Raw genomic sequence first — 20,270 nt, 5'->3', positions numbered from 1 at the left:
AACCAAATCGAGATGAGGTGCACCTAAAATGGAATATGATCGTAAGGATGCCAAGGCCTGGGCAACAAAGACCGTAAGGGGCTTCTATCAGTGTCCGATCACCCCGATGACCGCCGATTACAAGTTCGATGTGGACGGTATCCGCTACAACATCGATAAATATGTCGAAATGGGCGTAGATGGCTTGGCCGTCGGCGGGTTCATCGCCGAATGCTGGAACGTCTCAGCGTCAGACTGGTTTCGCTATCACGAGATCGTTGCCGAGGCGAATGCCGGGCGGCTCGATCTGTGGACCATCGTGCTCGATCCAAGCGTCTATACCGCGATCGAGAAGATGCAGTTCGTCGAGAAGCTCGGGTATAACGGGGCTGAGGTGATCAACCCGGTTGTGCAGCTCAAGCGCGACGACGAAATCTATTCCTGGTTCAAGTTCCTGACCGACCACACCGATCTGGCCGTCTGCCTCTACCGGACCCCGGTTTCGGGCACCGTGCTGAGCTGGGACCTGATGCGCCGCCTGGCCGATATCGAAACCGTGATCGGCGTCAAACAAGGTGCCATGAGCCGTGCCGAGACAATCAAGATCCGCCAGCTAATGCCCGAAGGCTTCAACACGATGGAGCCATTCGAATACTTCTTCCTCGACGATCTGCGTCTTGGCGGCACCGTTTGCTGGGGTGAATTGTCCTACATGCTGTACGGCAAGAAGCGCCATTTCGCCAAGGAATACATCCGCCTGGCGCATGAAGGAAAATGGGAGGAAGCGCGGGCCGCTTCCGATCAGCTCAGCGAAGTCCGCGAATTCTATCACGACAACTTCCTGTGGGATATCGCCCGCACCGCGACCTATGCCAGCGCACTTGCCAATGTGAAGGCCTGGTACGAAGCGATTGGCCTCAAGGCTGGCCCGATCCTGCCGCCGGTGGCTGATGTGACGCCGGAAAAGAAAGAGCAGATCAGGGCCAAGCTGGTCGAACTGGGCATTGCCTGAACCGAACCAACGGGAATCCCAAAGCATGTCCAAGCAATTGCATTTCTGTTTCCACGGCGCCGGCGGGCTAGGCTCGGTCATCGGCGGATTCCTGGCGCGCGGCGGCCACAAGGTCACGCTGATTGCGCGCAAGCCCCATGTCGAGGCGATCCGCCGGGATGGCCTGAGTATTTCGGGTGTGCGGGCGCAATTCGTCCAGCGCGAAAACCTCTTCGCGGTCGAAACGCCCGAGGAGGTTGAAGGCGACATCGACTATTACATCCTGCTGACCAAGGCCAAGGGTACCGATCAGGCGCTGGACGATGCGCAGGTGTTGGTCGATCGCACCGCTTGCGCGCTGACTTTGCAGAACGGCGTGGGCAAGGAAGGCAAACTCCAGGCCGCGTTTGGCAAGGACAAGGTGATCGGCGGCTCGATCATGGACGGGGCGACCCTGCTCGAACCGGGCAAGGCGCTCAATCACATGGCGGTTCCCGTCACCGCCTATTTCGGCGAGCTGGAAGGCGGGGAGAGCGAGCGCACGCGGATCATGGCCGAAGCGCTCGACGCTGCGGGCATGGGTTCGCGCTCAACTCCCGATATCGTCCATGTCCATTGGGAAAAAGTGGTTCAGGTCGGTGGAGCATCGTCGTGGAGCGCCAGTACGCTGGGCGCGCTTCCAAAGCTCGATTTTGTGGATGGTGTGGCGGTTCGCGAAGGCGCCGAACACTATGTCCACGTCGTCAAGGATCTGCTGGCGATCTACAAGGCACTTGGCTACGAACCGCAGAACTATTTCGCGCCTGTATCCAGATTGGTCGAGATTGACCGTGAAGGCTTTGAAGAGGCAGTGTCCGGTGTCATGGCGATGGGCACCAGATTCAAGCCGGAAAACCGTCCCGTCCGCACCTCGATGCATGACGATCTCGTAGCGGGCCGGCGGATGGAAGTTGACGAGGTCCTGGGGCCGCTCGCGGCGGCAGCGGAGCAACTGCAGGTTCCTGCGCCAGCCTTCCTCAGCGCCTATCGGGTGCTCAAGACTTTGAACAGCTATCTGTAGTGAAAGATTGACCATGAGGCGTTATTCTATCGCCAGCATTCCGGGAGATGGAATTGGCCGCGAGGTGGTGCCTGCCGCAATCGAGGTGCTGACGGCGGCAGCGGCCAAGTGCGGTTTCGTGCTCGAATTCCGGCACTTCGACTGGAGCTGCCAGACCTACCTCAAAACCGGCAAGATGATGCCCGATGACGGGCTAGACCGGTTGCGCGATCATGATGCGGTGTTCCTCGGCGCGGTCGGCTTTCCCGGGGTACCCGATCATATCTCGCTGTGGGGGCTGCTGCTGCCGATCCGGCGCGAGTTCGAGCAGTACGTCAATCTGCGTCCGGTGCGGCTGCTGCCGGGCATCGCTTCGCCCCTGCGCGACAAGGCTCCTGGCGACATCGATTTCTGGGTGGTGCGCGAAAACTCGGAAGGCGAATATTCCCAGATCGGCGGTCGGACCGGGACCGGCGAGAACGAAATCGTCGTCCAGCAGGCGATCTTCACCCGCCGGGGCACCGACCGCATCCTGCGCTATGCCTTCGACTTCGCTCGGCGGAGCGGGCGCAGGCATGTGACCAGCGCGACGAAGTCCAATGGACTCTATCATTCGATGCCGTTCTGGGACGAGCGCTTTGCCGCGATCGGCGCCGAATACCCCGATGTTGCCGCCGATCAGTATCATGTCGATATTCTCGCCGCACGCTTTGTGATATCGCCCGAACGGTTCAATGTGGTGGTTGGTTCGAACCTTTTTGGTGATATCCTTTCCGATCTGGGGCCGGGAATCACTGGCACCATCGCTGTGGCTCCTTCTGCTAACCTCAACCCCGAACGGCGGTTCCCTTCGATGTTCGAGCCGGTCCACGGGTCTGCCCCGGACATCGCCGGGCAGGGCATCGCCAATCCGATCGGCCAGATCTGGTCGGGTGCCATGATGTTGGAGCACTTGGGCGAAGACGAAGCCGCCGCGCTGGTGATGCGCGCGCTCGAAGCCTCGCTCATTGCTCCTGATATTGAAAAGACCCCCGATCTTGGCGGAAACGGGACAACCGCCGGATTTGCAGAGGCAATCCGCACCAAGTTGCTGGGATTCTAGCCTGAAGGCTGGCGATCCTGGCCATGACGAAAGGAAACAGAGTGATGGCTGCTTATTTCATCGGATCGATCAAGTCGCACGACGAAGCCTGGGTGGCAGACTATATGGCCGCGGTTCCAGCGCTGGTCGGACGGCACGGCGGGGAAATGGTCTGCCGTTCGCACGAGTTCGTCCGTTATGAGGGCGAGGGAGCCGCACCTGACTATGTCGTGGTGATCCGGTTTCCTTCGATGGAGGCGATCGACGCCTTCATGAACGATCCAGACTATGCGCCGCACAAGGATGCGCGCATCGCCTGCGCCACATCGGATATCTTCGCGATCGCCTGAGGAGGCCGCCATGAAGGTTCTGCGCATTTTCCTGATCGCCGTGGGGATCTGGTATCTCTGCAATCTCGTGCTGCTCTGGCCTCCGGTCTACGGCGGGGCGCTGCCGTTGATCTACCCTGGGATCGCGCTGGGGCAGGGGACGCCGATGTTCGGCCTGTTGCTCGACGCATGGCTGATCGTCGGCGTCCAGTTGGCCGCGATCGGCGTCGTGGCACTATGGGGTGCTCGCGACCCGATGCATTACCGCGCGCTCGTCCCGGTGATCGTGCTGACCGAGTTGGTCGGTTCGGCCTGGGACATCTATAGCATTGTCTGGAGCGGTGAGGCTTTGTGGGTCGGGTTGACGACCTTGGTAGCGCACGCAGTGATTGTCGCGGGCGCTTGGTTTGCCGTGCGCGCGGTTGAGCGGGAAACCGCCGGATCAGTCAAGGCGTAGTCCACGGGCGCGCAACCGCGCAATAACATCGTCTGCCGCAGGGCAGGGCAGCCCTGCCTGCCGGGCGAAACGAGGAATCGCGCCGGTGAGGTGAGCGAATTCCGAAGGTCTGCCGCTTTCGAGATCGCGCTGCAGCGAACTGGTGACGTCGGGTGGAAAGCGGCCGATGAAGTCCAGCTTCTCGTATATGCAATCGGGCGGCAATTCGATGCCCAACGCCGCTGCGATCCGTTCGACCTCGGCCATGGCCTCGCGCAAAAGCGCGCTGGCCTGGGGATGGCCCAGCACCTGACCGACCTTCAGGCCGAACGCCGGGGCCACCGCGCCGATCGTCGCGGCCATCAGGAACTTGTCCCACAACGCTGGGCGCATGTCGCCTGTCAGAGTGGTGGGGACCCCAGCGGCTATAAGGTCGCCCGCAAGGATTGCCGAGGCCTGTCCGGCAGCCGGGTCGGTTGCGCGATCGGCGACCGGGCCGGCCAGCAGCGTGGCGGGGACGCCGGTGTGGCGCACGATCCCGTCTTCAAGCTCGAAGAAGCCGTGCATGCGTGCGCCAAGCACGACAGCGCGGGGCAGGGCGGCCTGGGCGATGCCGGGTGCTTCGACCCCATTCTGCACCGTCAGCAGCGTGAAGCGGCTTCCGCGCAGTGGTTCGAGCAGGGCAAGCGCGGATTCGATCTGAAACGTCTTGGTTGCCAGGATGGCATGATCCGGCGGCGTTGCGGGATCGCATGCTGCGGACACCGGCACACGCACTTGCCGCTCGGCCCCGCCTTCGGACAGCAGCACGCCCGTGTTTCGCAAGACCTCGAGCCGCGCTCCTCGGGCGATCAGCAGAACTTCATGCCCGGCGTTGTGCAACCGCGTGCTCAGGAAACTGCCGATTGCCCCGGCGCCGATGATGACAAACCGGCTCACCGCATTAGGCGAAGAAGCGGTTGTCCGGGCGCGGCAGGCCTAGATGGTCGCGCAGCGTTTCGCCTTCGTATTCGGTGCGGAAGAGGCCGCGCGCCTGCAGTTCCGGCACGACCTTGCCGGTGAAGTCTTCCAGACCTTCGGGCAGATAAGGGAACATGGTGGTGAAGCCGTCGCAGGCGCCCTGCTCAAGCCAGTGCTGCATTTCATCGGCGATGGTCTTGGCGGTGCCGACAAAGGCCAGCCCGCCATAGCTGCCGGCCTTGGCGGCGAGTTGCCGGATCGTCAGATTCTCCGCCTGAGCCAGTTCGATCATGAACCGCCGCGAACTTTTGCTGGCGTTGGATTCGGGGATGTCGGGCAGGGGGCCATCGGGATCGAAGCTCGATACGTCGTGACCCAGCATGCCGGACAGTGAATGGATGCCGCTGTCGTAGTGGACCAGGCTGTCCAGTTTCGCGCGCTTCGCGTGGGCTTCCTCGACGGTGTCTCCAACAACCAGGAATACGGCCGGCATGATCTTGATGTGATTGGGATTGCGTCCTACCGTCGCCGCCCGCCCTTTGACGTCGTCGTAATAGGCTTTGCTGCCTTCCAGCGTCGATTCCGCAGCAAATACGGCTTCGGCGGTTTCGGCAGCGAGCTGGCGGCCCGGGTCCGAGGCACCGGCCTGGAAGATGACCGGCCAGCCTTGAACCGGACGGGCGATGTTAAGCGGCCCGGTGACCGAGAAATGCTCGCCCTTGTGGTTCAGCGCACGCATCCGGGCGGGGTCGAAATAGATGCCCTTTGCTGCGTCCATAACGAAGGCATCGTCGGCGAAACTGTCCCACAGCCCGGTCACCACGTCATGAAACTCGCGGGCGCGGTGATAGCGCGCGGCGTGATCTGGCTGGGTCTCTAGGCCGAAGTTGCGGCTGCTGTCCGGATTCGAAGTGGTCACCACGTTCCAGCCGGTCCGCCCGCCGCTGATGTGATCGAGAGAGGCAAAGCGGCGCGCGACATGGAACGGCTCTTCGTAAGTGGTCGAGGCCGTTGCGACGAGGCCGATTCGCTCAGTCACCCCGGCCAGTGCGGAAAGCAACGTGAATGGCTCGAACGAGGTCACAGTGTGGCTGCGCATCAGCGCCTGGCGTGGCAGGTTGAGCACGCCGAGGTGATCAGCCATGAAGAAATAATCGAACTTGGCAGCTTCCAGGCTGCGGATGAAGCGCTGGATCGCTTTGAGGCTGAAGTTCGCGTCGCGGATCGCCCCGGGATAACGCCATGCCCCGGTGTGAATGCTGACCGGACGCATGAACGCGCCGAGGTGAAGTTGCTTGGCCATCAGTGCGTTTCCCGGTCTGGAGGTACGGCCGGACCATACCGAACGGTCCGGCCGTTATTTCGTTAGGCAGGCCTTGCCTTGCCTTGCGCCTGGTCGAGTTCCCGGCGAACGGCGAAGTGTTCTTCGTAGTTTTCGGGCTTCAGGGCGAAGGCCTTCTGGCGCGGGATGCGGTTGGCGTTGATTTCATCATATTTGAGGTAATAGGCCTTGTGCATCCGGTAGAACGGGATTTCCGGCCAGAGGTGGTGGATCAGGTGGTAATTCTGATAAACCAGCAGCGGGTTGAGCAACCATTCCCAGCCGAACCGCATGGTTGTCGCCATGTAAGGGTCTTCGTCTTGCGCGATGATCGCGGGATGATGTGGCAGGATGACGAAGACGATGGCGATGATGAACAGCGTGATCCGTGACGGCACGAACCACAGCATGAACAGTTCCCAGCCGAAGCCGAAGTAAATTGCCGCAACGAACAGCAGAGCGAGCAGCGAGTAGAATACGACCAGTTCGGTGCCATGTTTCTTGCGCACGTTCTGACCATGCTTGATGAAATACCAGATGTAGGCACCGTCAAAGAAGGTCCAGCGGAATGGAACCTGCCACCAGGGCGATTCATGCTCGAACCGGTCGGGGTCTTTGGGGCCGTTGGTATGCGTGTGGTGCTTGTTGTGGACCCAGCGCAGCAGTACCATCGGGGCGTAGGGGAAGAGGAAGAAAAGGCCGATCGCACCGATCGTTTCATTGATCCAGGAAACACTCGACAAGGACTTGTGCGCGGCGTCGTGGATCACGCTGAAGAGCAGATAGGTGATCAGTCCGTTGGCGATTGCGCCGACCCAAAGCGGAAGCATCGAGTTCAGCGCCAGGTACCAGGTCGTTGCGATCCCTGCCATGGAAATGACAAACAGGAGAGCCGTCGGCAGGGCGAGAACGGGCGCCTTTCGCAGCTGTTCGAAATGCTCTTCGGACGATCTGGGAAACGCGATTGCAGCCATTACCCGGGTTCCTTTCCTCTCACTGGTTTAGAAGCGCCTAGTTGGGTTGACGCTTGGCCTCTTTGTCGTAATTGACCGAGGTCATACCCTTGCACAATTTTCCCGCCTACACTATTCGTTGGACATTATGCAACTCTTTTCCCGTCATCCAAGGGGACTTCGGGCCGGGGAATGCTGGTAATCGGAGTACCGAATGAATGCACGCAAGGCTATCCAGCTTGCAGCGAAAGGTGATGAAATGGAACATCAGGCTACCGAGCGCTTGCCTCCCAAAGATTTGAGTGCGAATGATTCGCCGCGCAAGGCTATCCAGTCCGTGGAAACTGGTGTTCGCGTCCTCAGGGCCTTGATGGATTGCCCAAGGGATGGCGCACATCTGCGTGATGTTGCCGAGAAATCGGGTCTGTCACGCAGCCAGGCACACCGTTACCTGCTGTCTTTTGTCAATACAGGCGTGGTCGAGCAGAAGGTCCAGAATGGCCGCTATGCACTAGGTGAGTTTTCAGTTCGTATTGGCATGGCCGCGCTGGCGCGGGTGGAGCCGGTACGGATCGCTGGCGATAATCTGGCGAGCGTGCTGGAAGAACTGCAAACGACAGGGTTGCTGTCGGTCTGGGGCAATTATGGGCCAACGGTGATTCGCTGGATCGATGGCGGTCTGCCCCTGTTTACCAGTTTGCACGTCGGCTCTGTTTTGCCCTTGCAGGCTTCGTCCAACGGCATCCTGTATTTGGCCCATTGTTCACGAGCTTTGACTCGGCCCGTCATCGCCCAGGAGCGCGCCAGCGGGCTGGTGGTTTCCGACGACGAACTGGAAAGGCAGATAGTCCAAGCGCGCGAGATGGGATACGCGACCACACAGGGTACGGTTGTGCCTGGTCTCTCTGCCTTGAGTGTACCTGTGCTTGGTTCCGGGAACAGGCTTGTTGCAACGATGAGCGTTCTCTCGCGAGTTCAGGAAAAGCATTTTTATTCAAAGCCGAAGATCGAAAAGATCCGTTCGGCGGCCATGGCAGCGAGTCGTGCGATCGGCTGGCAAGGATAGCTCCTGCGGTTTTCCATCAGAAGTGGACTGGCCTCCATATTGGTGGACCGGCTTCATGGCGGGGGCGCTGCCAGGCCCGACCATCCGGAAGGTATGAAGGTTGTCGCTGACCCATAAAGAGCCAATCGGCAAACGGGAGTTCATCGCCATGATGGCGATGATCCAGGCATTGCAGTCACTTGGGTTTACAACTTTGCTTCCGGCCTTAGGTGTCATGGCAAACGATCTGGGGGCAAGCGGTTCAAACCAGCGGCAATGGGTCATCGGCACCTTCCTGATCTGCTCCGGCCTGTTTTCGCTCGTCCCGGGGACGATCTCCGACCGGCTTGGGAGGAAGCCGGTCCTGCTGGTTTGCATGGGCCTGTTCGCCCTGATCAATCTGCTTTGTGCTTTCGTGGCTGACTTTTCCGTCCTGCTGGCGGCCCGCGCGCTGCTTGGCTGTGCCTCGTCCGCCCTGACCGTCCTTCCTATGGCGATCATTCGCGACCGCTATCAAGGCGAAGACATGGCCAAGCTGCAAGCCTTTGTCGCGATGCTGTTTATGGCAGTCCCGACCCTTGCCCCAAGTTTGGGTTATGTGATCTTTACTACGCTCGGCTGGCGTGCCGTCTTCATTGTCATCGGCGTGCTGTCGATGGGAGTGTCAGCATGGTATTTCTACCGCATGGAAGAAACGCTGCCGCTTTCCCGGCGGCAGTCCCATGGTGCCAGAGAATTGTTCGGTAACATCCGCCTCGTTCTGACAAACCGCCGGTCGATCGGTTACGTCATTGGCATGGCCCTGATTTTCGGCGCTCACTTCGGCTTCATCAACAGCTCGCAGCAATTGATCGGCGAACATTTCGGGGCCGGCGGGGCCTATTCGGTAATCTTTGGCTTGATGGCGGGCTCGATGATGCTGGCCAGCATTGCCAATTCTGCGATCGTACACCGTTTCGGAACCCGGCGGCTTGGGCATGCCGCGATCCTCTGCTACCTCATCGTCTCGGTCTGCCAGGTCTATCTGGCATCGCGCCCGGGCGAGACCTTGTTGCAATTTGTCTTGCTGATGTCCGCGAACATGTGCCTGCTGATCACGGTATTCATCAATTTCACCGCAATTTCACTGCAGCCGTTCGGTAAGCTCGCTGGCGCTGCCGCCTCGGTCCAGACCTTCTTTCGGTTGGTACTTGGTGCTGGGCTGGGTGCCTTGATCGGTCAGGCCTACGACGGTTCGCCACTGCCTTTGGCCTATTCGCTCGTTGGCGTGGCGACTGTGACTATTCTACTGGTACTGTTCAGCGAGGGGGGCAGACTGTTCGCAGCGAGTGTGGCGGTACGGACGAAAGGCTGATCGCCGGACTTATTCGACCTTGAAGGGCTGAGGTATGCCCGGTGCCGGTCGGTCCGAAACCATTCTCACACCGTCTATCACGATCGGGCTAGCGACACCCTTGTAGCCTTCCGGGGTTACCGCCAGACCCCTTGCAACGACATGCGGATCAGCGAACACTTCGTCGAGCTCGTTGATCGGTCCGGCGGGTACGCCCGCGTCCTCCAGCGCGTTGAACAGTTCCTGCCGGTTCCATCGGGCCGTAAGCGTCTCCACGGTTTCGATAAGTTCGGACCTGTTCGCAAGCCGTGCGGGGTTGGTGGTGAAGCGCGGATCGTCATGCAGCGAGCATTCGAGGATGCGGCAAAGGCTGGCGAACTGGCTGTCATTGCCCGCCGCAATCACCAAGGGCCCGTCAAGCGTGGGGAAGGCTTGATAGGGTGCCAGATTGGCATGACCGTTGCCGAACCGGCGCGGGACCTTGCCCGAAGTCATCCAGTTCATCGCCTGATTGGCCATGACCGCCACCTGGGTATCGAGCAGCGCCATGTCGATATGGGCGCCGCTGCCGGTGCGGTCCCGGCGGTTGAGCGCGGCGAGAATCGCCACAGTGCTGTACATGCCCGTGAACAGGTCGGCCACCGCGATGCCCGCCTTCTGTGGCTCGCGATCGGGTTCGCCGGTCATCGACATCATGCCGCCCATGGCCTGGGCGATGAAATCGTAGCCCGCGCGGTGGGCATAAGGCCCGGTCTGCCCGAACCCGGTGATCGAGCAAGTAATCAGGCGCGGGTTCAGTTCGGACAGCGCGGCATGGTCAAGCCCGTATTTCGCCAGCCCGCCGACCTTGTAGTTTTCGATCAGGATGTCGGCCCCGTTCGCCAGCTCGCGGATGATGGCCTGGCCTTCCGCGCTGGCGATGTCGATCGCGAAGGAGCGCTTGCCGCGATTGGTCGAATGGAAATAGGCCGCGCCCAGACTCGTACCGTCTTCTGCGGTGACGAACGGCGGCCCCCAATGCCGCGTGTCGTCGCCCGCACCGGGCCGCTCGATCTTGATCACTTCGGCGCCCAGGTCCGCCAGCAATTGCCCGCACCAGGGGCCGGCCAGAATGCGGGCGAGCTCAAGCACCCGCACCCCATCGAGCGGTTTGGACGGATCGCCGGTTACCGCGGCCCGCCAGGACGGTTTCGCCATGGTCAGTCTCCGCCCAGCGCGGCGATGCGTTCGCGCCAGCGGCGAAGCCCGTCGCCTGCACCTTTTGCCAAGGTGAAGCTGTCGATCCCGTTGGCGATGAAGCGGGCACCGCCATCGAGGAACTGCTGGACGAGCCGCTCGTCGCGCGAAAGGATCCCAGCCGGTTTGCCGGTTGCCACGATACGCGCCAGCGCCTCGCCGGTCAGCTTGAACAGGGCATCGAAGCTGCTTCCGCCCAGCAAACCTTCGGTCGCGGCCAGGTCCGCAGGTCCAAGAAACAGCGCGTCGATCCCGTCCACTGCGGCGATCGCCTCAATATTGTCGACGGCGGTCGCGGTCTCGATCTGGGCGATGATGCAAACCTGCGCATTGGCTTCTGCGACATAGGCAGGATAGCCACCCCAGCGCGCGGCACGGGCGCCACCGAGGCCGCGTTCGCCTGCAGGCGGATAGCGGGACGCAGTTACGATGGCCTGGGCCTGTTCGGCGGTTTCGACCATCGGAACCATCAGAGTCTGCGCTCCAAGATCGAGAACCTGCTTGATTGCTACCGGATCGTGGCCGGCAATCCGGACGATCGCCGAACACGGCGGCGTCGCCTCGATCGCACGCAGCTGCGCGACGATGCCGGGCAGGGTCTGCGGGCCATGTTCGCCATCGATCAGCAGCCAGTCATAGCCATGGCCCGCGCAGATTTCGGCAATGTCTGGATGGGCCAGGGCCAACCAGAAGCCAAGCTGGACCGGACCTTCGCGCAAGGCCGCCTTGAAGCGGTTGACGGGTGTTTGCATTTTCGCCCCCTAAACGAACCGGAACCCGATTGAACCAAACTCGCCGAAATCGGCATTGAAGACATCGCCCGGCGCCGCTTCGACCGGGCGCGTGAACGATCCGCCGAGCACGACTTCTCCGGCTTCTAGCCCTTGCCCCCAGGGCGCGAGCCGCCTTACCAGCCACGCGACGCCGTTGGCGGGATGGTTGAGCACCCCTGCCGCAAGGCCGGTCTCCTCGATCACCCCGTTGCGGCTGAGCAGGGCGCCGATGCGGCGCAGGTCGAGCCCGTCGGGTTTCGCCGGCAGACCGCCGACAATGATTCCGGCATTGGCGGCATTGTCGCTGATCGTGTCCAGGACCTTGCGCGCGGCCCCGGTTTCGGCATCCTTGGGATGCACCCGTGTGTCGATGATTTCGATTGCCGGAACCACATAGTCGGTGGCGCTCAGGACATCGAAAATCGTCGTCTGTGCTCCTTCCAGGCGGCGCCCGAGCACAAAGGCCAACTCGACCTCGACCTTGGGCGTGATGAACCGCGCGGCCGGAACGTCGCTGCCCTGTTCGAACACCATGTCATCCAGCAAGGTGCCGTAATCGGGTTCGGTGATCCCGGCTGCCTGTTGCATCGCGCGCGAGGTCAGGCCGATCTTGTGGCCATACACAGTCCGCCCCCGCGCCAGCTTGAGATCGACCCAGGCCTGGTTGATTCGGTAGGCATCCTCGATCCGCATGCCGGGGAAGCGCACGGAGAACGGCCGGATCCGTTCACGGGTCTGCTCGGCATGGTCGAGTTCCTGCGCCAATTGCGCGACCAGTCGACCGTCGAATGTCTCGCCTGTCATGTGTTCTGCTCCCAATGCGTAACACTTGAGAAAACTCATTGCACAATGTCAAACGATATCTTAGGCTCCGGCAAAATTGACTGTGAACTCCGGCGAGGAGTCGTGCGGATATTTCGTCAGGATCACATGGGAGAATGTAATGGCTGCTGAAGGGGTTATCAGGGAAGAAAAGATCACGGGCCGGGGCTTGACCTCGCACACCCTCTTGGCGGGCGATCCGTCCAAGCCGGCAATTCTGCTGCTTCACGGTGCGGGTCCGGGCGCACATGCCGCATCCAACTGGTATCACCTGATGCCGGACCTCGCCGAAAACTTCTTCGTGATCGCGCCCGACCTGATCGGTTTCGGCCAGTCGGTGATTCCCGATCCGTGGCCTGACAGCGTGATGGGCTGGATCGGCACCCGGGTCGACCAGTGCTTTGGCCTGCTTGAGGCGCTCGGTGTGAAGAAGGCCCACGTTGTCGGCAATTCGATGGGCGGCGCGCTGACCCTGCAGATGATGAGCGAGGAGCCCGACACGATCGACAAGGTGGTGCTGATGGGTTCGATCGGAGCCCCCGGCCCGCGCACCCCGGAACTGATCCGCCTGCTCTCGTTCTATTCCGATCCACGATATGCCCGCTATCGCCAGGTGATGCACAGCTTCGCCTACGATGCAGAGAAGTTCGAAGGCATGGAGGAAATCGTCGAGAACCGTTACAAGATCGCCACCGATCCAGACATCATGAAGACCGCGGTCAAGATGATCGATTCGATGAAGAACGGCATTGAGACGCTCAACATGCCGCCCGAACTGCTGGGCAAAATGCCGCACGAAGTGCTGATCTTCCATGGCCGCCAAGACCGGGTGGTGCCGCTCGACACCAGCCTCTACCTGATCCAGCATCTCAAGCATGCCGAGCTGTACGTTCTCGACCGTTCGGGCCACTGGTCGCAGCTGGAACGGTGGGATGTCATGCGCCCGATGATGGAAATCCACTTCGGTGCCCGAGCTTTCTGAGCGGGCTGGCCCCGGCCCGCCCTTGGGCGGTATTTCGGCGCTTCAGGCAGTTTCGTTTTCGAGCTGACCAAGCAGATGACTTGGCCAGCTCGAGCAGCTTGACGGAGAATGCGGGATGAAGCCGACCGACGCGGATCCAGCTGCGTTTTGGGACTACTCGCTTCGCATTTACGCCAATCCGGGGGTCGCCGATGCGTGCATATCATTGCAGGATCGGCATGGTTGCGATGTCAATGTCCTGCTCTTGTGTCTCTGGCTGGCTGAGACGCGACGTCTGGTCCTGCAGGTTTCGGACTTCGAAGCAATCCTACGTTCTGCTGCCGCACCGAATGAACGCCTCGTCCAACCGGTTCGCGAAGTTCGGCGCTGGTTCAAGCTGTGGAGCGAGGATGCCATCGCGGCCGAGCCCCACGCCTCGGCCTACAAGGCGCTGAAAGAGGCGGAGCTGCATGGCGAACGCATGGTCCAGTCGCAGTTGATTGCCGGTATGAACCTAGCTGCACTCGGCAGCGCCCCAACCGCCGAAGCTGCTGCTCGAGCAAGTTTCGACAATTATCGCAAGACGTTTCCAGAAACGGACGGAGCGGCCAGTGAACTGGATGGCCTGGTCGCCAAGGTTTGGCACTGACCCGAGCCGATGCGGCACCAAGGGGACATGGCTTTGCCCCATCACGCGCCCGCTGTGTCTTGGTTCCGCCCGTAACGCGCCGCGATCCGTCCAATGACGATGAAGACAAGCGCCGGCAACATGGCGAATACCGCCACCACCGGAAACAGCTCAGCCGGTTGGAATTGCAAGGCAAGCAAGGCACCGCCCAGAAGCGGGCCGATAATCGATCCGATCCGTCCCATGCTCAGGGCCCAACCCAACCCGCTGGCGCGCAGGGCCGTGGGATAGGCAAACATCGCGAAGGCGTTGCTCCCCATCTGGGCGCCCATTGTGCCGAACCCGGCCAGCAGGATCGCAAAAACCATGGGGATTGACGCTGCTGGAACCAATCCGATCGCCAGGATCGCCGTTGCGCTCAGTCCGAACACCAGCGGCATGACCTTGATCGCGCCGAAGCGATCGACCAGGGGGGTGACCGCGAGGCATCCGACGATTCCGCCAAGATTGAGCAAGACGCTGGTCATGGTGGATTTTCCCAGATCCGCGCCTCCGGCCGCGAAAAGGATCGGCAGCCAGTTGATCAGGAAGTACATGGCGAGCAGATTGGCGATGAATGCCAGCCACAACAGCGGTGTGATTATGGCCAGTTCCTGCCCAAAAAGACTGCGCAGGGGAATCAACCGACGGCTCTTTTGAACATCGCGTGCCTGCCATTCGGGCGATTCCACCAATAGCAAGAACAGTGGCACCACCATCGCCAACGGCAACACACCGCCCCAGAAGAACAGCCCTTGCCAGCCCGATTCTTCGATCACGCTGGGGGCTGCCAGTCCACCGAGCAAGGCGCCAAGGGGGAAGCCGCAAAACATCGCGCCCGCAGCAAAAGCCCGGCGGTTGCCGGGAGCATGTTCGGCGGTTAACGTCATCAGATTGGGGATCGCTGCGCCAAGGCCGATGCCGGTCAGAAATCGGAAACCAGCGAGTTCCAGGAGCGTTGTCGCCAACGGAGTCAGCAAGGCGAACAGCCCGAACACGAAGCACGCGGTGCAGATTATGGGTTTGCGGCCAAAGCGATCCGCAAGGGCGCCAAAGGCGATGCTGCCGAGCATGAGACCCACCAGGCCCGCGGCGAAGACCGGTCCGAATGCGCTCTTGTCAAGATTCCAAGCGGAACCCAGAACGGGCGCGACGAGGGCGATCACCTGCGTGTCATAGCCATCAAGCATGGCAACTATCACGCACAGGGCGAGGACCCGCCAGAATGCGGGACTACCCTTTCGATGGGTCGGAATGCCTGTAGTGCCAGCCACGATAGATCCTTGTCCGGCTCGGTTCCCTCGCCATGACCGATATTAGCGATTCTTGCTTTTGGAATGCTCGGCCGCGTTAGCAGGCAATTTCTGAGCCATAATATGATCGTAAATCTGCTTGATTTCCGCATCCGACAATTCGGTCGGGCGGAACGGCGGCATTTCGATCAGGCCCTGGCGAACGACCGAATGTAGGTAATCGTAATCTAAGTCCTTGCGACCGATGAGCGAAGGCACCGGAGCCCCTTTTTCGGCCAGCATCATGGTGCCACCGTGGCCCGGGCCGGGGTTGTGGCAACCTGCGCAGTAACGCTCATAATTCTCCGCGCCATCCGCGACCACTTCTCCTTGCTTGGACGAACAGGCGCCAAGAGTGGCGAGGAACGAAAGGACGAGGAGCTTGTTCATTGTACCTCCGCAGGCATGGCGACGCATCGGCTCAGACCGAGGCAAAGATCGAGTTGGGATCGAGCGCCTGCTTGACCCGCGCATGCAGGGCCGAGCGGCCACCCTTTTCATAGGTCTTGGCAACCGCCGCCCCCAGCCCGGGGTCGGTCAGGATCTGGCCGAAGCCGGCCTCGGCCTGCGCGGCGATCAGGGCTTCGGCGCAAGTCTTGGCCCGTGCCGCATCCTCGGCCTTCCCGGCGGCATGGGACAGCACTTGGCGATGGTTGGCCGAACGCCAGATCGCGGTGGTTTCGCCAACGAAGTCGAAGCCGTTCTTGGCACAGATATCGCGCGACAGTTCATAAAGCTTGACGGCTTCCTCGCCACCCACAGGGCTGACCGGGTTGACCGTAAGCGCCATGTCGCCGCTCCAGCCCGCGGTCCTGGCCGGGGGATCGGTCACGACGCCGGTCATCGAGCCCATCCGCCATGCCCACAGCTTGGGATCCACGCCCTTGCCATCGACGATGACCCTGGCGCCGCTGATCGACGAAAACGCGCCCTTGACCATGTCCCACAGGATCGCGACGTTGTCTGGCAACCCATAGAGCGAGCCGTAGAGGTTCCAGTAGCCAAGGCCGAGTGATTCGCCCGCGGCTTTGACCGCGCTCGCCGCCATCGGCCCCTGGCCTTCAAAGTCGGCGCGGCGCTTGCCGAGCAGGGCCGCTTCGTGAAGCGCATTGCCCACCGCGACGCCATTGGCCACCACCATGTTGAGCTTGAGTGGCCCGAGCACATCCAGCAATGCGCCAAGATCGTCCTCTTTGGGAACCGCGACCATGAAGGTCTGGTGCGCCGGGGGCTGCGGCATCATCCACGTGCCCACCTTGGTCACCACCCCGAAATCGGACTGGGTGAACAGCCCATCAACCCACGGGCCATAGCCGAACTTGAACAGCTGCCAGCAGGTGCTCTTGGGCATGGCACCCATGCCGGTTCGCACCATCTTGCCATCAGCCAGCATCACCTCGAGCCCGCACTGCATCAGGAAGTGATCGGAATAGGGGGTGTAGCCGGGGCGCCGGTTGATGAAACTGGCCGCCACGCTTTCATCGGGATTGCCGGGAAAATCCACCCACAGCTTAATCCCCTTTTCCTTGATATGGGCATCGAGCTGGCGAAAGGTCACGCCCGGTTCGACCAGGCAGGTCGCCAGTTGCTCGTTGACCTCGAGAACCTTGTTCATCTTCTGCAGGTCAAGCACGATCACATTGTCCTGTACGGCTTTTTCAAGTCCGTAGGCGCCGTTGCAGACCGTCTGGACCACACCGCCGCTGGTGCGCGCGGCTTCCAGCACCTTGGCGAGCTGGGCTTCATCGGCCGGAAGCACCACGCCTGCCGGTACCATCCCCGGGGCAGCATAGCGGGCCAGGGTCTGCGGGCTGGTATCGACGGTCTCCTTACCCAGTGCCTGGGCGAGGGTGCCGAGCGTGGCCGTCTGGCGGTCTTGATCTATCATGGCGTTGGGAGCCTTATTGCTGGAGAATCTTGGGATAACGCTGGAGATCGCCGGCATCGACGGCAAAATCGGGCGAGCGCGCAGCAGGGTCGATCGCGCGGGCCGGTTCGCTGTCGCGCCAGGAAAAGTTGCAGGTCGGGCAGCGCAGGATCGTCCACACGACCGCGCCGTCCTGCCTGCCCTGATGATCGGTGACAGCGCCGCTCGATTTGCAGCGCCCGCAGACGGTGGTGGTCATGACAGGGCTCCCAGCTGCATTTCGCGGATCCGCTTGCTCAGGGCGTCGATCTCGTCCCCGGTTGGCGGGGTGACAAGGTGCGCTTCACCCACCGGATCGGGCGGGAGATAGCTGGTCGCGTCGATGATAAGGCGGTGCCCCTTGCCTGGGATCACTGCCGAAGGATCGATCGGAACGGCAGGCATGTTGGGCAGCACGATGATATCGTCTGCACGGGTGCGGGTCGAAAGCGCCCACATCACCTGGTTCAGATCGAACGGATCGACATCGGCATCGACCATGATCAGGTTCTTGAGGTACATCACGCCGTGCGGCGTGCTCAGCGCGCGCAGCGCGACCGTCTTGGCAAAGCCGGCCATGCGGTTCTTGACCGAGATGATCCCGGTCAGGCCGTGCTGGTAAAGCGCGTTGACCGCAGTGACTTCGGGGAAGTTCTCGCGCAGCTGGGCATAGATCGGGGCGGAGGTGTGCAGGCCGATCAGGGTATCGTGCTCGGTCCAGCCGCGCCCGATGTAGATGTTCTCGAAGATTGGATCGCGCCGGTGGGACACCGCCGTGACCTTGAAGATCGGCGCCTTGCGCACGCCGCTGTAGGAACCGGGAAATTCGCCGAACGGCCCCTCCAGCGCGCGCTCGCCCAGTTGCAGCTCGGCCTCGATTACGATTTCGCTGTCGGCCAGGATGTCGATCCCGTTGCCCGATTTGGTCAGCCGGATCGGCGCGCCCATCATCGCCGAGGCATAGGAATATTCCGATTCCTCGTAGCCGATCGGGGTGGCAGCAAACACCGCAAGGCCGGGATGATTGCCCAGCATGACCGCAATCTTGAGCGGAACGCCTTCCCGTTCGGCCGCCATGATCTGACGTCCCATGTCGTGGGAGGGGATCGTCATCAGGGTGAAACTGTCCGGCCCCTGGATCTGCAGGCGATAGATGCCGACATTCTGCTTGCCGAAATTGTCTGGATCGAGCGGATCGCGCGAGGCGACCGAGGCCTTGCCGATGTAGAACCCGCCATCATATTCGTTGATCCGATAGACCGGGAGGACATCGTAAAGGTTGATGTCCTGTTCGATCCGGCATTCGTGCACCGGGGCCTGGGCTTCGGGAACAGAGCTGATCTGCGCTTCCTGATCGCCCCAGCGGCCGGCGATCTCGAAGAACAGCTCGCGGATGGTGGTACCTTTGGGTCGGCCCAGCAGCAGGGCGATGTTGTCCCACGAACCATGAACGCCCACCGCCAGGCGCTTGCCGGGATAGCCGGTGATGTTGTCGAACACGATCGCCGGCGCGCCGTTGGCATCGCGCGAGGCGGCAACCGCAATGTTGCGCACGCCGGGTTCGGGCATCACCGGATCGCTCCAGGTGATGGCCTGGCCCGAATCCTCGAGCAGTTCGAGGAAATCGCGCAGCGAGGAGATCGACCGGGCGCGGTTGGGAAGATCGTTCATTGCCGTTGCATCCCGCCTGTCAGTGTCCGCCCGCGCCCGCAGTCGCCGACTGCATCGTGACCCATTTCCATTCGGTCATGATTTCGAGATCGGCTTCGGTCCCTTCGCGGCCAAAACCCGATGCCTTGGTCCCGCCGAACGGAACGTGCGGCTCGTCGTGCAGGGTCGGCGCGTTGATGTGGACCATCCCCGCTTCGGCCCGCTGGGCAAAGGCCAGCGCCTTGTCGAGATCGCGGGTGAAGATCGAGGCGCTGAGGCCGTATTCGGTGTTGTTGGCAAGTTCGAGCGCTTCCTCGAGCGAATCGAACGGATAGAGCGAGGTCACCGGTCCGAAGGTCTCTTCTTCGAAGACCGTCATTTCCGACGTGACTCCACGCAGCACCGTGGCGGAACAGCAGTTCCCGTCCCATTCGCCGCCGGCAAGTACCTCGGCGCCCTTGGCGCGGGCATCGTCGATGTGGCGGCGGACGCGGTCGCGCTGGCGCTCCGAAATGATCGGCCCCAGCATGGTGGTCGGCTCGCGCAGTTCGCCGCTCTTGGCGCGGCTCGTCGCGGCGGCGAAAGCTTCAGCGAACTTATCGAAGATCGACCGTTCCACATAGATCCGCGAAGCCCCCATGCAGACCTGGCCCTGGTACATGAAGATGCTGAACAGCGCGGCGTTGACCGCCTTGTCCAGATCGGCATCGGCGCAGATCACCAGCGGGCTCTTGCCGCCCAGCTCCAGCGTGTACTTCTTGAGGTTGCGGGCCGCGATTTCGGCAATGTGCTTGCCGACGCGCGAGGACCCGGTGAAGGTTATCGATGCGACCTTGGGATGGCCGGTCAGCACGTCGCCGATCTCCGCGCCATTGCCGTAGACCACGTTGAACAAGCCGTCGGGAACGCCGGCCTCCTTCCACAATTTAGCGAGCAGATCGGCGATCATTGGCGCGGATTCCGAGGGTAGCAGCACGAAGGCGTTGCCTGTAGCCAGGGCCATGGCCGACTGTTTGATCCCCTTGATCAGCGGCACGTTGAACGGGGTAATCCCGGCGACCACACCGACCGGCTGGCGCAGGCTCATGCTGAACCGCCCAAGGGTGTCCGAAGGGATCGTTTCCCCCCGAATCCGGCGCGGCACGCCGATCGCCGCGCGCAGGAAGCTGACCGCGAAGCGGGTTTCGAACCCGGCCTTGGCGATCGGCGAACCGATTTCGTCGACCAGCACGTCGGCGAATTTGGCGGTATCGCGCTCCATGATTTCGGCGGCTTTCGCGATCCACCCTTCGCGCACTGCGGCGGGCAGATCGCGATGTTTCAGATAAGCCTGATAGGCGGTTTCGACCGCGCGGTTCACGTCATCGGCGGTGCCGGCCGGCACCCGCGAATAGACCGAATCGTCGACCGGATTGAGGTCGTCGAAGTAGGCACCGTTCGATGCGGCAACGGCGCCTCCGCCAATCCAGTGTTCAAGTTGGGTCATGGTCTCTCGA

The 20,270-nt window shown here is 61.7% G+C and carries 21 protein-coding genes; 9 read left to right on the top strand and 12 right to left on the bottom strand.

Annotation, left to right across the window (positions count from 1 at the left end):
* Positions 1-28 precede the first annotated feature (28 nt).
* The 5 genes from VRS74_RS11560 to VRS74_RS11540 are packed head-to-tail and all read left to right on the top strand — an operon-like array spanning position 29 to position 3,876.
* Positions 29-991, top strand: a complete 963-nt coding sequence (locus VRS74_RS11560) for a dihydrodipicolinate synthase family protein (RefSeq protein ID WP_066762435.1) — start codon at positions 29-31, stop codon at positions 989-991.
* Positions 992-1,016: 25 nt separating this feature from the next.
* Positions 1,017-2,030: a ketopantoate reductase family protein gene (locus tag VRS74_RS11555; protein ID WP_066762432.1), complete on the top strand. Its 1,014-nt coding sequence runs from the start codon at positions 1,017-1,019 to the stop codon at positions 2,028-2,030.
* A 13-nt stretch (positions 2,031-2,043) separates the two neighbouring features.
* Positions 2,044-3,111: a tartrate dehydrogenase gene (locus VRS74_RS11550; protein WP_066762429.1), complete on the top strand. Its 1,068-nt coding sequence runs from the start codon at positions 2,044-2,046 to the stop codon at positions 3,109-3,111.
* 44 nt (positions 3,112-3,155) lie between these two features.
* On the top strand, positions 3,156-3,440 hold the full coding sequence (locus tag VRS74_RS11545) for a DUF1330 domain-containing protein (RefSeq protein ID WP_066762426.1): 285 nt from the start codon (positions 3,156-3,158) through the stop codon (positions 3,438-3,440).
* 10 nt (positions 3,441-3,450) lie between these two features.
* Positions 3,451-3,876 carry a BphX family protein gene (locus VRS74_RS11540; RefSeq protein ID WP_066762424.1) on the top strand — a complete coding sequence of 142 codons (426 nt, stop codon included), beginning with the start codon at positions 3,451-3,453 and terminating at the stop codon, positions 3,874-3,876.
* On the opposite strand, the gene VRS74_RS11535 is transcribed toward VRS74_RS11540, so the two are convergent.
* From VRS74_RS11535 to VRS74_RS11525, 3 genes are all read right to left on the bottom strand, one after another.
* Positions 3,862-4,794: a 2-dehydropantoate 2-reductase gene (locus VRS74_RS11535; RefSeq protein WP_066762421.1), complete on the bottom strand. Its 933-nt coding sequence runs from the start codon at positions 4,792-4,794 to the stop codon at positions 3,862-3,864. The two genes, VRS74_RS11540 and VRS74_RS11535, sit on opposite strands and share 15 nt — an antisense overlap.
* Before the next feature lie 4 nt (positions 4,795-4,798).
* Entirely contained in the window at positions 4,799-6,118 is a 1,320-nt protein-coding gene (locus VRS74_RS11530) for an LLM class flavin-dependent oxidoreductase (protein WP_066762419.1), read from the bottom strand.
* 62 nt (positions 6,119-6,180) lie between these two features.
* Complete coding sequence (locus VRS74_RS11525) at positions 6,181-7,110, bottom strand: fatty acid desaturase (protein WP_066762417.1); 930 nt, start codon at positions 7,108-7,110, stop codon at positions 6,181-6,183.
* Between the two features lie 193 nt (positions 7,111-7,303).
* Here VRS74_RS11525 and VRS74_RS11520 point away from each other — a divergent pair, with 193 nt between their 5' ends.
* On the top strand, positions 7,304-8,155 hold the full coding sequence (locus tag VRS74_RS11520; RefSeq protein WP_229735635.1) for an IclR family transcriptional regulator: 852 nt from the start codon (positions 7,304-7,306) through the stop codon (positions 8,153-8,155).
* Between the two features lie 100 nt (positions 8,156-8,255).
* Entirely contained in the window at positions 8,256-9,488 is a 1,233-nt protein-coding gene (locus VRS74_RS11515) for a multidrug effflux MFS transporter (RefSeq protein WP_229735634.1), read from the top strand.
* A gap of 9 nt (positions 9,489-9,497) precedes the next feature.
* On the opposite strand, the gene VRS74_RS11510 is transcribed toward VRS74_RS11515, so the two are convergent.
* Genes VRS74_RS11510 through hpaH form a run of 3 tightly spaced genes read right to left on the bottom strand, consistent with a single transcriptional unit; the run spans position 9,498 to position 12,280 of the window.
* The gene (locus tag VRS74_RS11510; RefSeq protein ID WP_066762408.1) at positions 9,498-10,664 is read right to left on the bottom strand and encodes a CaiB/BaiF CoA transferase family protein; all 1,167 of its coding nucleotides are present in this window, start codon (positions 10,662-10,664) and stop codon (positions 9,498-9,500) included.
* A gap of 2 nt (positions 10,665-10,666) precedes the next feature.
* Entirely contained in the window at positions 10,667-11,455 is a 789-nt protein-coding gene (locus VRS74_RS11505) for an HpcH/HpaI aldolase family protein (RefSeq protein WP_066762406.1), read from the bottom strand.
* Between the two features lie 9 nt (positions 11,456-11,464).
* Complete coding sequence (gene hpaH, locus VRS74_RS11500) at positions 11,465-12,280, bottom strand: 2-oxo-hept-4-ene-1,7-dioate hydratase (protein ID WP_179406804.1); 816 nt, start codon at positions 12,278-12,280, stop codon at positions 11,465-11,467.
* 139 nt (positions 12,281-12,419) lie between these two features.
* Here hpaH and VRS74_RS11495 point away from each other — a divergent pair, with 139 nt between their 5' ends.
* Positions 12,420-13,280, top strand: coding sequence for an alpha/beta fold hydrolase (locus VRS74_RS11495; RefSeq protein WP_354145388.1), 861 nt, complete (start codon positions 12,420-12,422; stop codon positions 13,278-13,280).
* Between the two features lie 115 nt (positions 13,281-13,395).
* The gene (locus VRS74_RS11490; protein ID WP_354145387.1) at positions 13,396-13,908 is read left to right on the top strand and encodes a TIGR02444 family protein; all 513 of its coding nucleotides are present in this window, start codon (positions 13,396-13,398) and stop codon (positions 13,906-13,908) included.
* 41 nt (positions 13,909-13,949) lie between these two features.
* Here the strand turns inward: VRS74_RS11490 and VRS74_RS11485 are convergent, their stop codons facing one another.
* The 6 genes from VRS74_RS11485 to VRS74_RS11460 all read right to left on the bottom strand — a co-directional run bounded on the left by VRS74_RS11485 (position 13,950) and on the right by VRS74_RS11460 (position 20,260).
* Positions 13,950-15,116 (bottom strand): MFS transporter, encoded by a 1,167-nt coding sequence (locus VRS74_RS11485; RefSeq protein ID WP_354145386.1) that lies wholly within the window; start codon positions 15,114-15,116, stop codon positions 13,950-13,952.
* Positions 15,117-15,242: 126 nt separating this feature from the next.
* The gene (locus tag VRS74_RS11480; RefSeq protein WP_354145385.1) at positions 15,243-15,608 is read right to left on the bottom strand and encodes a c-type cytochrome; all 366 of its coding nucleotides are present in this window, start codon (positions 15,606-15,608) and stop codon (positions 15,243-15,245) included.
* Between the two features lie 31 nt (positions 15,609-15,639).
* Positions 15,640-17,106 carry an FAD-binding oxidoreductase gene (locus VRS74_RS11475; protein WP_354145384.1) on the bottom strand — a complete coding sequence of 489 codons (1,467 nt, stop codon included), beginning with the start codon at positions 17,104-17,106 and terminating at the stop codon, positions 15,640-15,642.
* Between the two features lie 13 nt (positions 17,107-17,119).
* Positions 17,120-17,344 (bottom strand): non-oxidative hydroxyarylic acid decarboxylases subunit D, encoded by a 225-nt coding sequence (locus VRS74_RS11470; RefSeq protein WP_354145383.1) that lies wholly within the window; start codon positions 17,342-17,344, stop codon positions 17,120-17,122.
* Positions 17,341-18,795 (bottom strand): non-oxidative hydroxyarylic acid decarboxylases subunit C, encoded by a 1,455-nt coding sequence (locus VRS74_RS11465; protein ID WP_354145382.1) that lies wholly within the window; start codon positions 18,793-18,795, stop codon positions 17,341-17,343. Before VRS74_RS11465 ends, VRS74_RS11470 begins: the two co-directional genes overlap by 4 nt.
* Before the next feature lie 19 nt (positions 18,796-18,814).
* Positions 18,815-20,260: an aldehyde dehydrogenase family protein gene (locus VRS74_RS11460; protein ID WP_354145381.1), complete on the bottom strand. Its 1,446-nt coding sequence runs from the start codon at positions 20,258-20,260 to the stop codon at positions 18,815-18,817.
* Positions 20,261-20,270: the final 10 nt, after the last annotated feature.

The organism is Altererythrobacter litoralis (genome assembly GCF_036324225.1).
Taxonomy (GTDB): Bacteria; Pseudomonadota; Alphaproteobacteria; order Sphingomonadales; family Sphingomonadaceae; genus Erythrobacter; species Erythrobacter litoralis_A.
This window is presented reverse-complemented; position numbering and strand designations above follow the sequence as displayed.

What these genes read in the sequence shown, in the direction of transcription:
- VRS74_RS11560 (WP_066762435.1), top strand. Translation starts at nt 29, where the DNA reads ATGGAATATGATCGTAAGGATGCCAAGGCCTGGGCAACAAAGACCGTA.
- VRS74_RS11555 (WP_066762432.1), top strand. Translation starts at nt 1,017, where the DNA reads ATGTCCAAGCAATTGCATTTCTGTTTCCACGGCGCCGGCGGGCTAGGC.
- VRS74_RS11550 (WP_066762429.1), top strand. Translation starts at nt 2,044, where the DNA reads ATGAGGCGTTATTCTATCGCCAGCATTCCGGGAGATGGAATTGGCCGC.
- VRS74_RS11545 (WP_066762426.1), top strand. Translation starts at nt 3,156, where the DNA reads ATGGCTGCTTATTTCATCGGATCGATCAAGTCGCACGACGAAGCCTGG.
- VRS74_RS11540 (WP_066762424.1), top strand. Translation starts at nt 3,451, where the DNA reads ATGAAGGTTCTGCGCATTTTCCTGATCGCCGTGGGGATCTGGTATCTC.
- VRS74_RS11530 (WP_066762419.1), bottom strand. Translation starts at nt 6,118, where the DNA reads ATGGCCAAGCAACTTCACCTCGGCGCGTTCATGCGTCCGGTCAGCATT.
- VRS74_RS11525 (WP_066762417.1), bottom strand. Translation starts at nt 7,110, where the DNA reads ATGGCTGCAATCGCGTTTCCCAGATCGTCCGAAGAGCATTTCGAACAG.
- VRS74_RS11520 (WP_229735635.1), top strand. Translation starts at nt 7,304, where the DNA reads ATGAATGCACGCAAGGCTATCCAGCTTGCAGCGAAAGGTGATGAAATG.
- VRS74_RS11510 (WP_066762408.1), bottom strand. Translation starts at nt 10,664, where the DNA reads ATGGCGAAACCGTCCTGGCGGGCCGCGGTAACCGGCGATCCGTCCAAA.
- VRS74_RS11505 (WP_066762406.1), bottom strand. Translation starts at nt 11,455, where the DNA reads ATGCAAACACCCGTCAACCGCTTCAAGGCGGCCTTGCGCGAAGGTCCG.
- hpaH (WP_179406804.1), bottom strand. Translation starts at nt 12,280, where the DNA reads ATGACAGGCGAGACATTCGACGGTCGACTGGTCGCGCAATTGGCGCAG.
- VRS74_RS11495 (WP_354145388.1), top strand. Translation starts at nt 12,420, where the DNA reads ATGGCTGCTGAAGGGGTTATCAGGGAAGAAAAGATCACGGGCCGGGGC.
- VRS74_RS11490 (WP_354145387.1), top strand. Translation starts at nt 13,396, where the DNA reads ATGAAGCCGACCGACGCGGATCCAGCTGCGTTTTGGGACTACTCGCTT.
- VRS74_RS11485 (WP_354145386.1), bottom strand. Translation starts at nt 15,116, where the DNA reads ATGCTTGATGGCTATGACACGCAGGTGATCGCCCTCGTCGCGCCCGTT.
- VRS74_RS11480 (WP_354145385.1), bottom strand. Translation starts at nt 15,608, where the DNA reads ATGAACAAGCTCCTCGTCCTTTCGTTCCTCGCCACTCTTGGCGCCTGT.
- VRS74_RS11475 (WP_354145384.1), bottom strand. Translation starts at nt 17,106, where the DNA reads ATGATAGATCAAGACCGCCAGACGGCCACGCTCGGCACCCTCGCCCAG.
- VRS74_RS11470 (WP_354145383.1), bottom strand. Translation starts at nt 17,344, where the DNA reads ATGACCACCACCGTCTGCGGGCGCTGCAAATCGAGCGGCGCTGTCACC.
- VRS74_RS11465 (WP_354145382.1), bottom strand. Translation starts at nt 18,795, where the DNA reads ATGAACGATCTTCCCAACCGCGCCCGGTCGATCTCCTCGCTGCGCGAT.
- VRS74_RS11460 (WP_354145381.1), bottom strand. Translation starts at nt 20,260, where the DNA reads ATGACCCAACTTGAACACTGGATTGGCGGAGGCGCCGTTGCCGCATCG.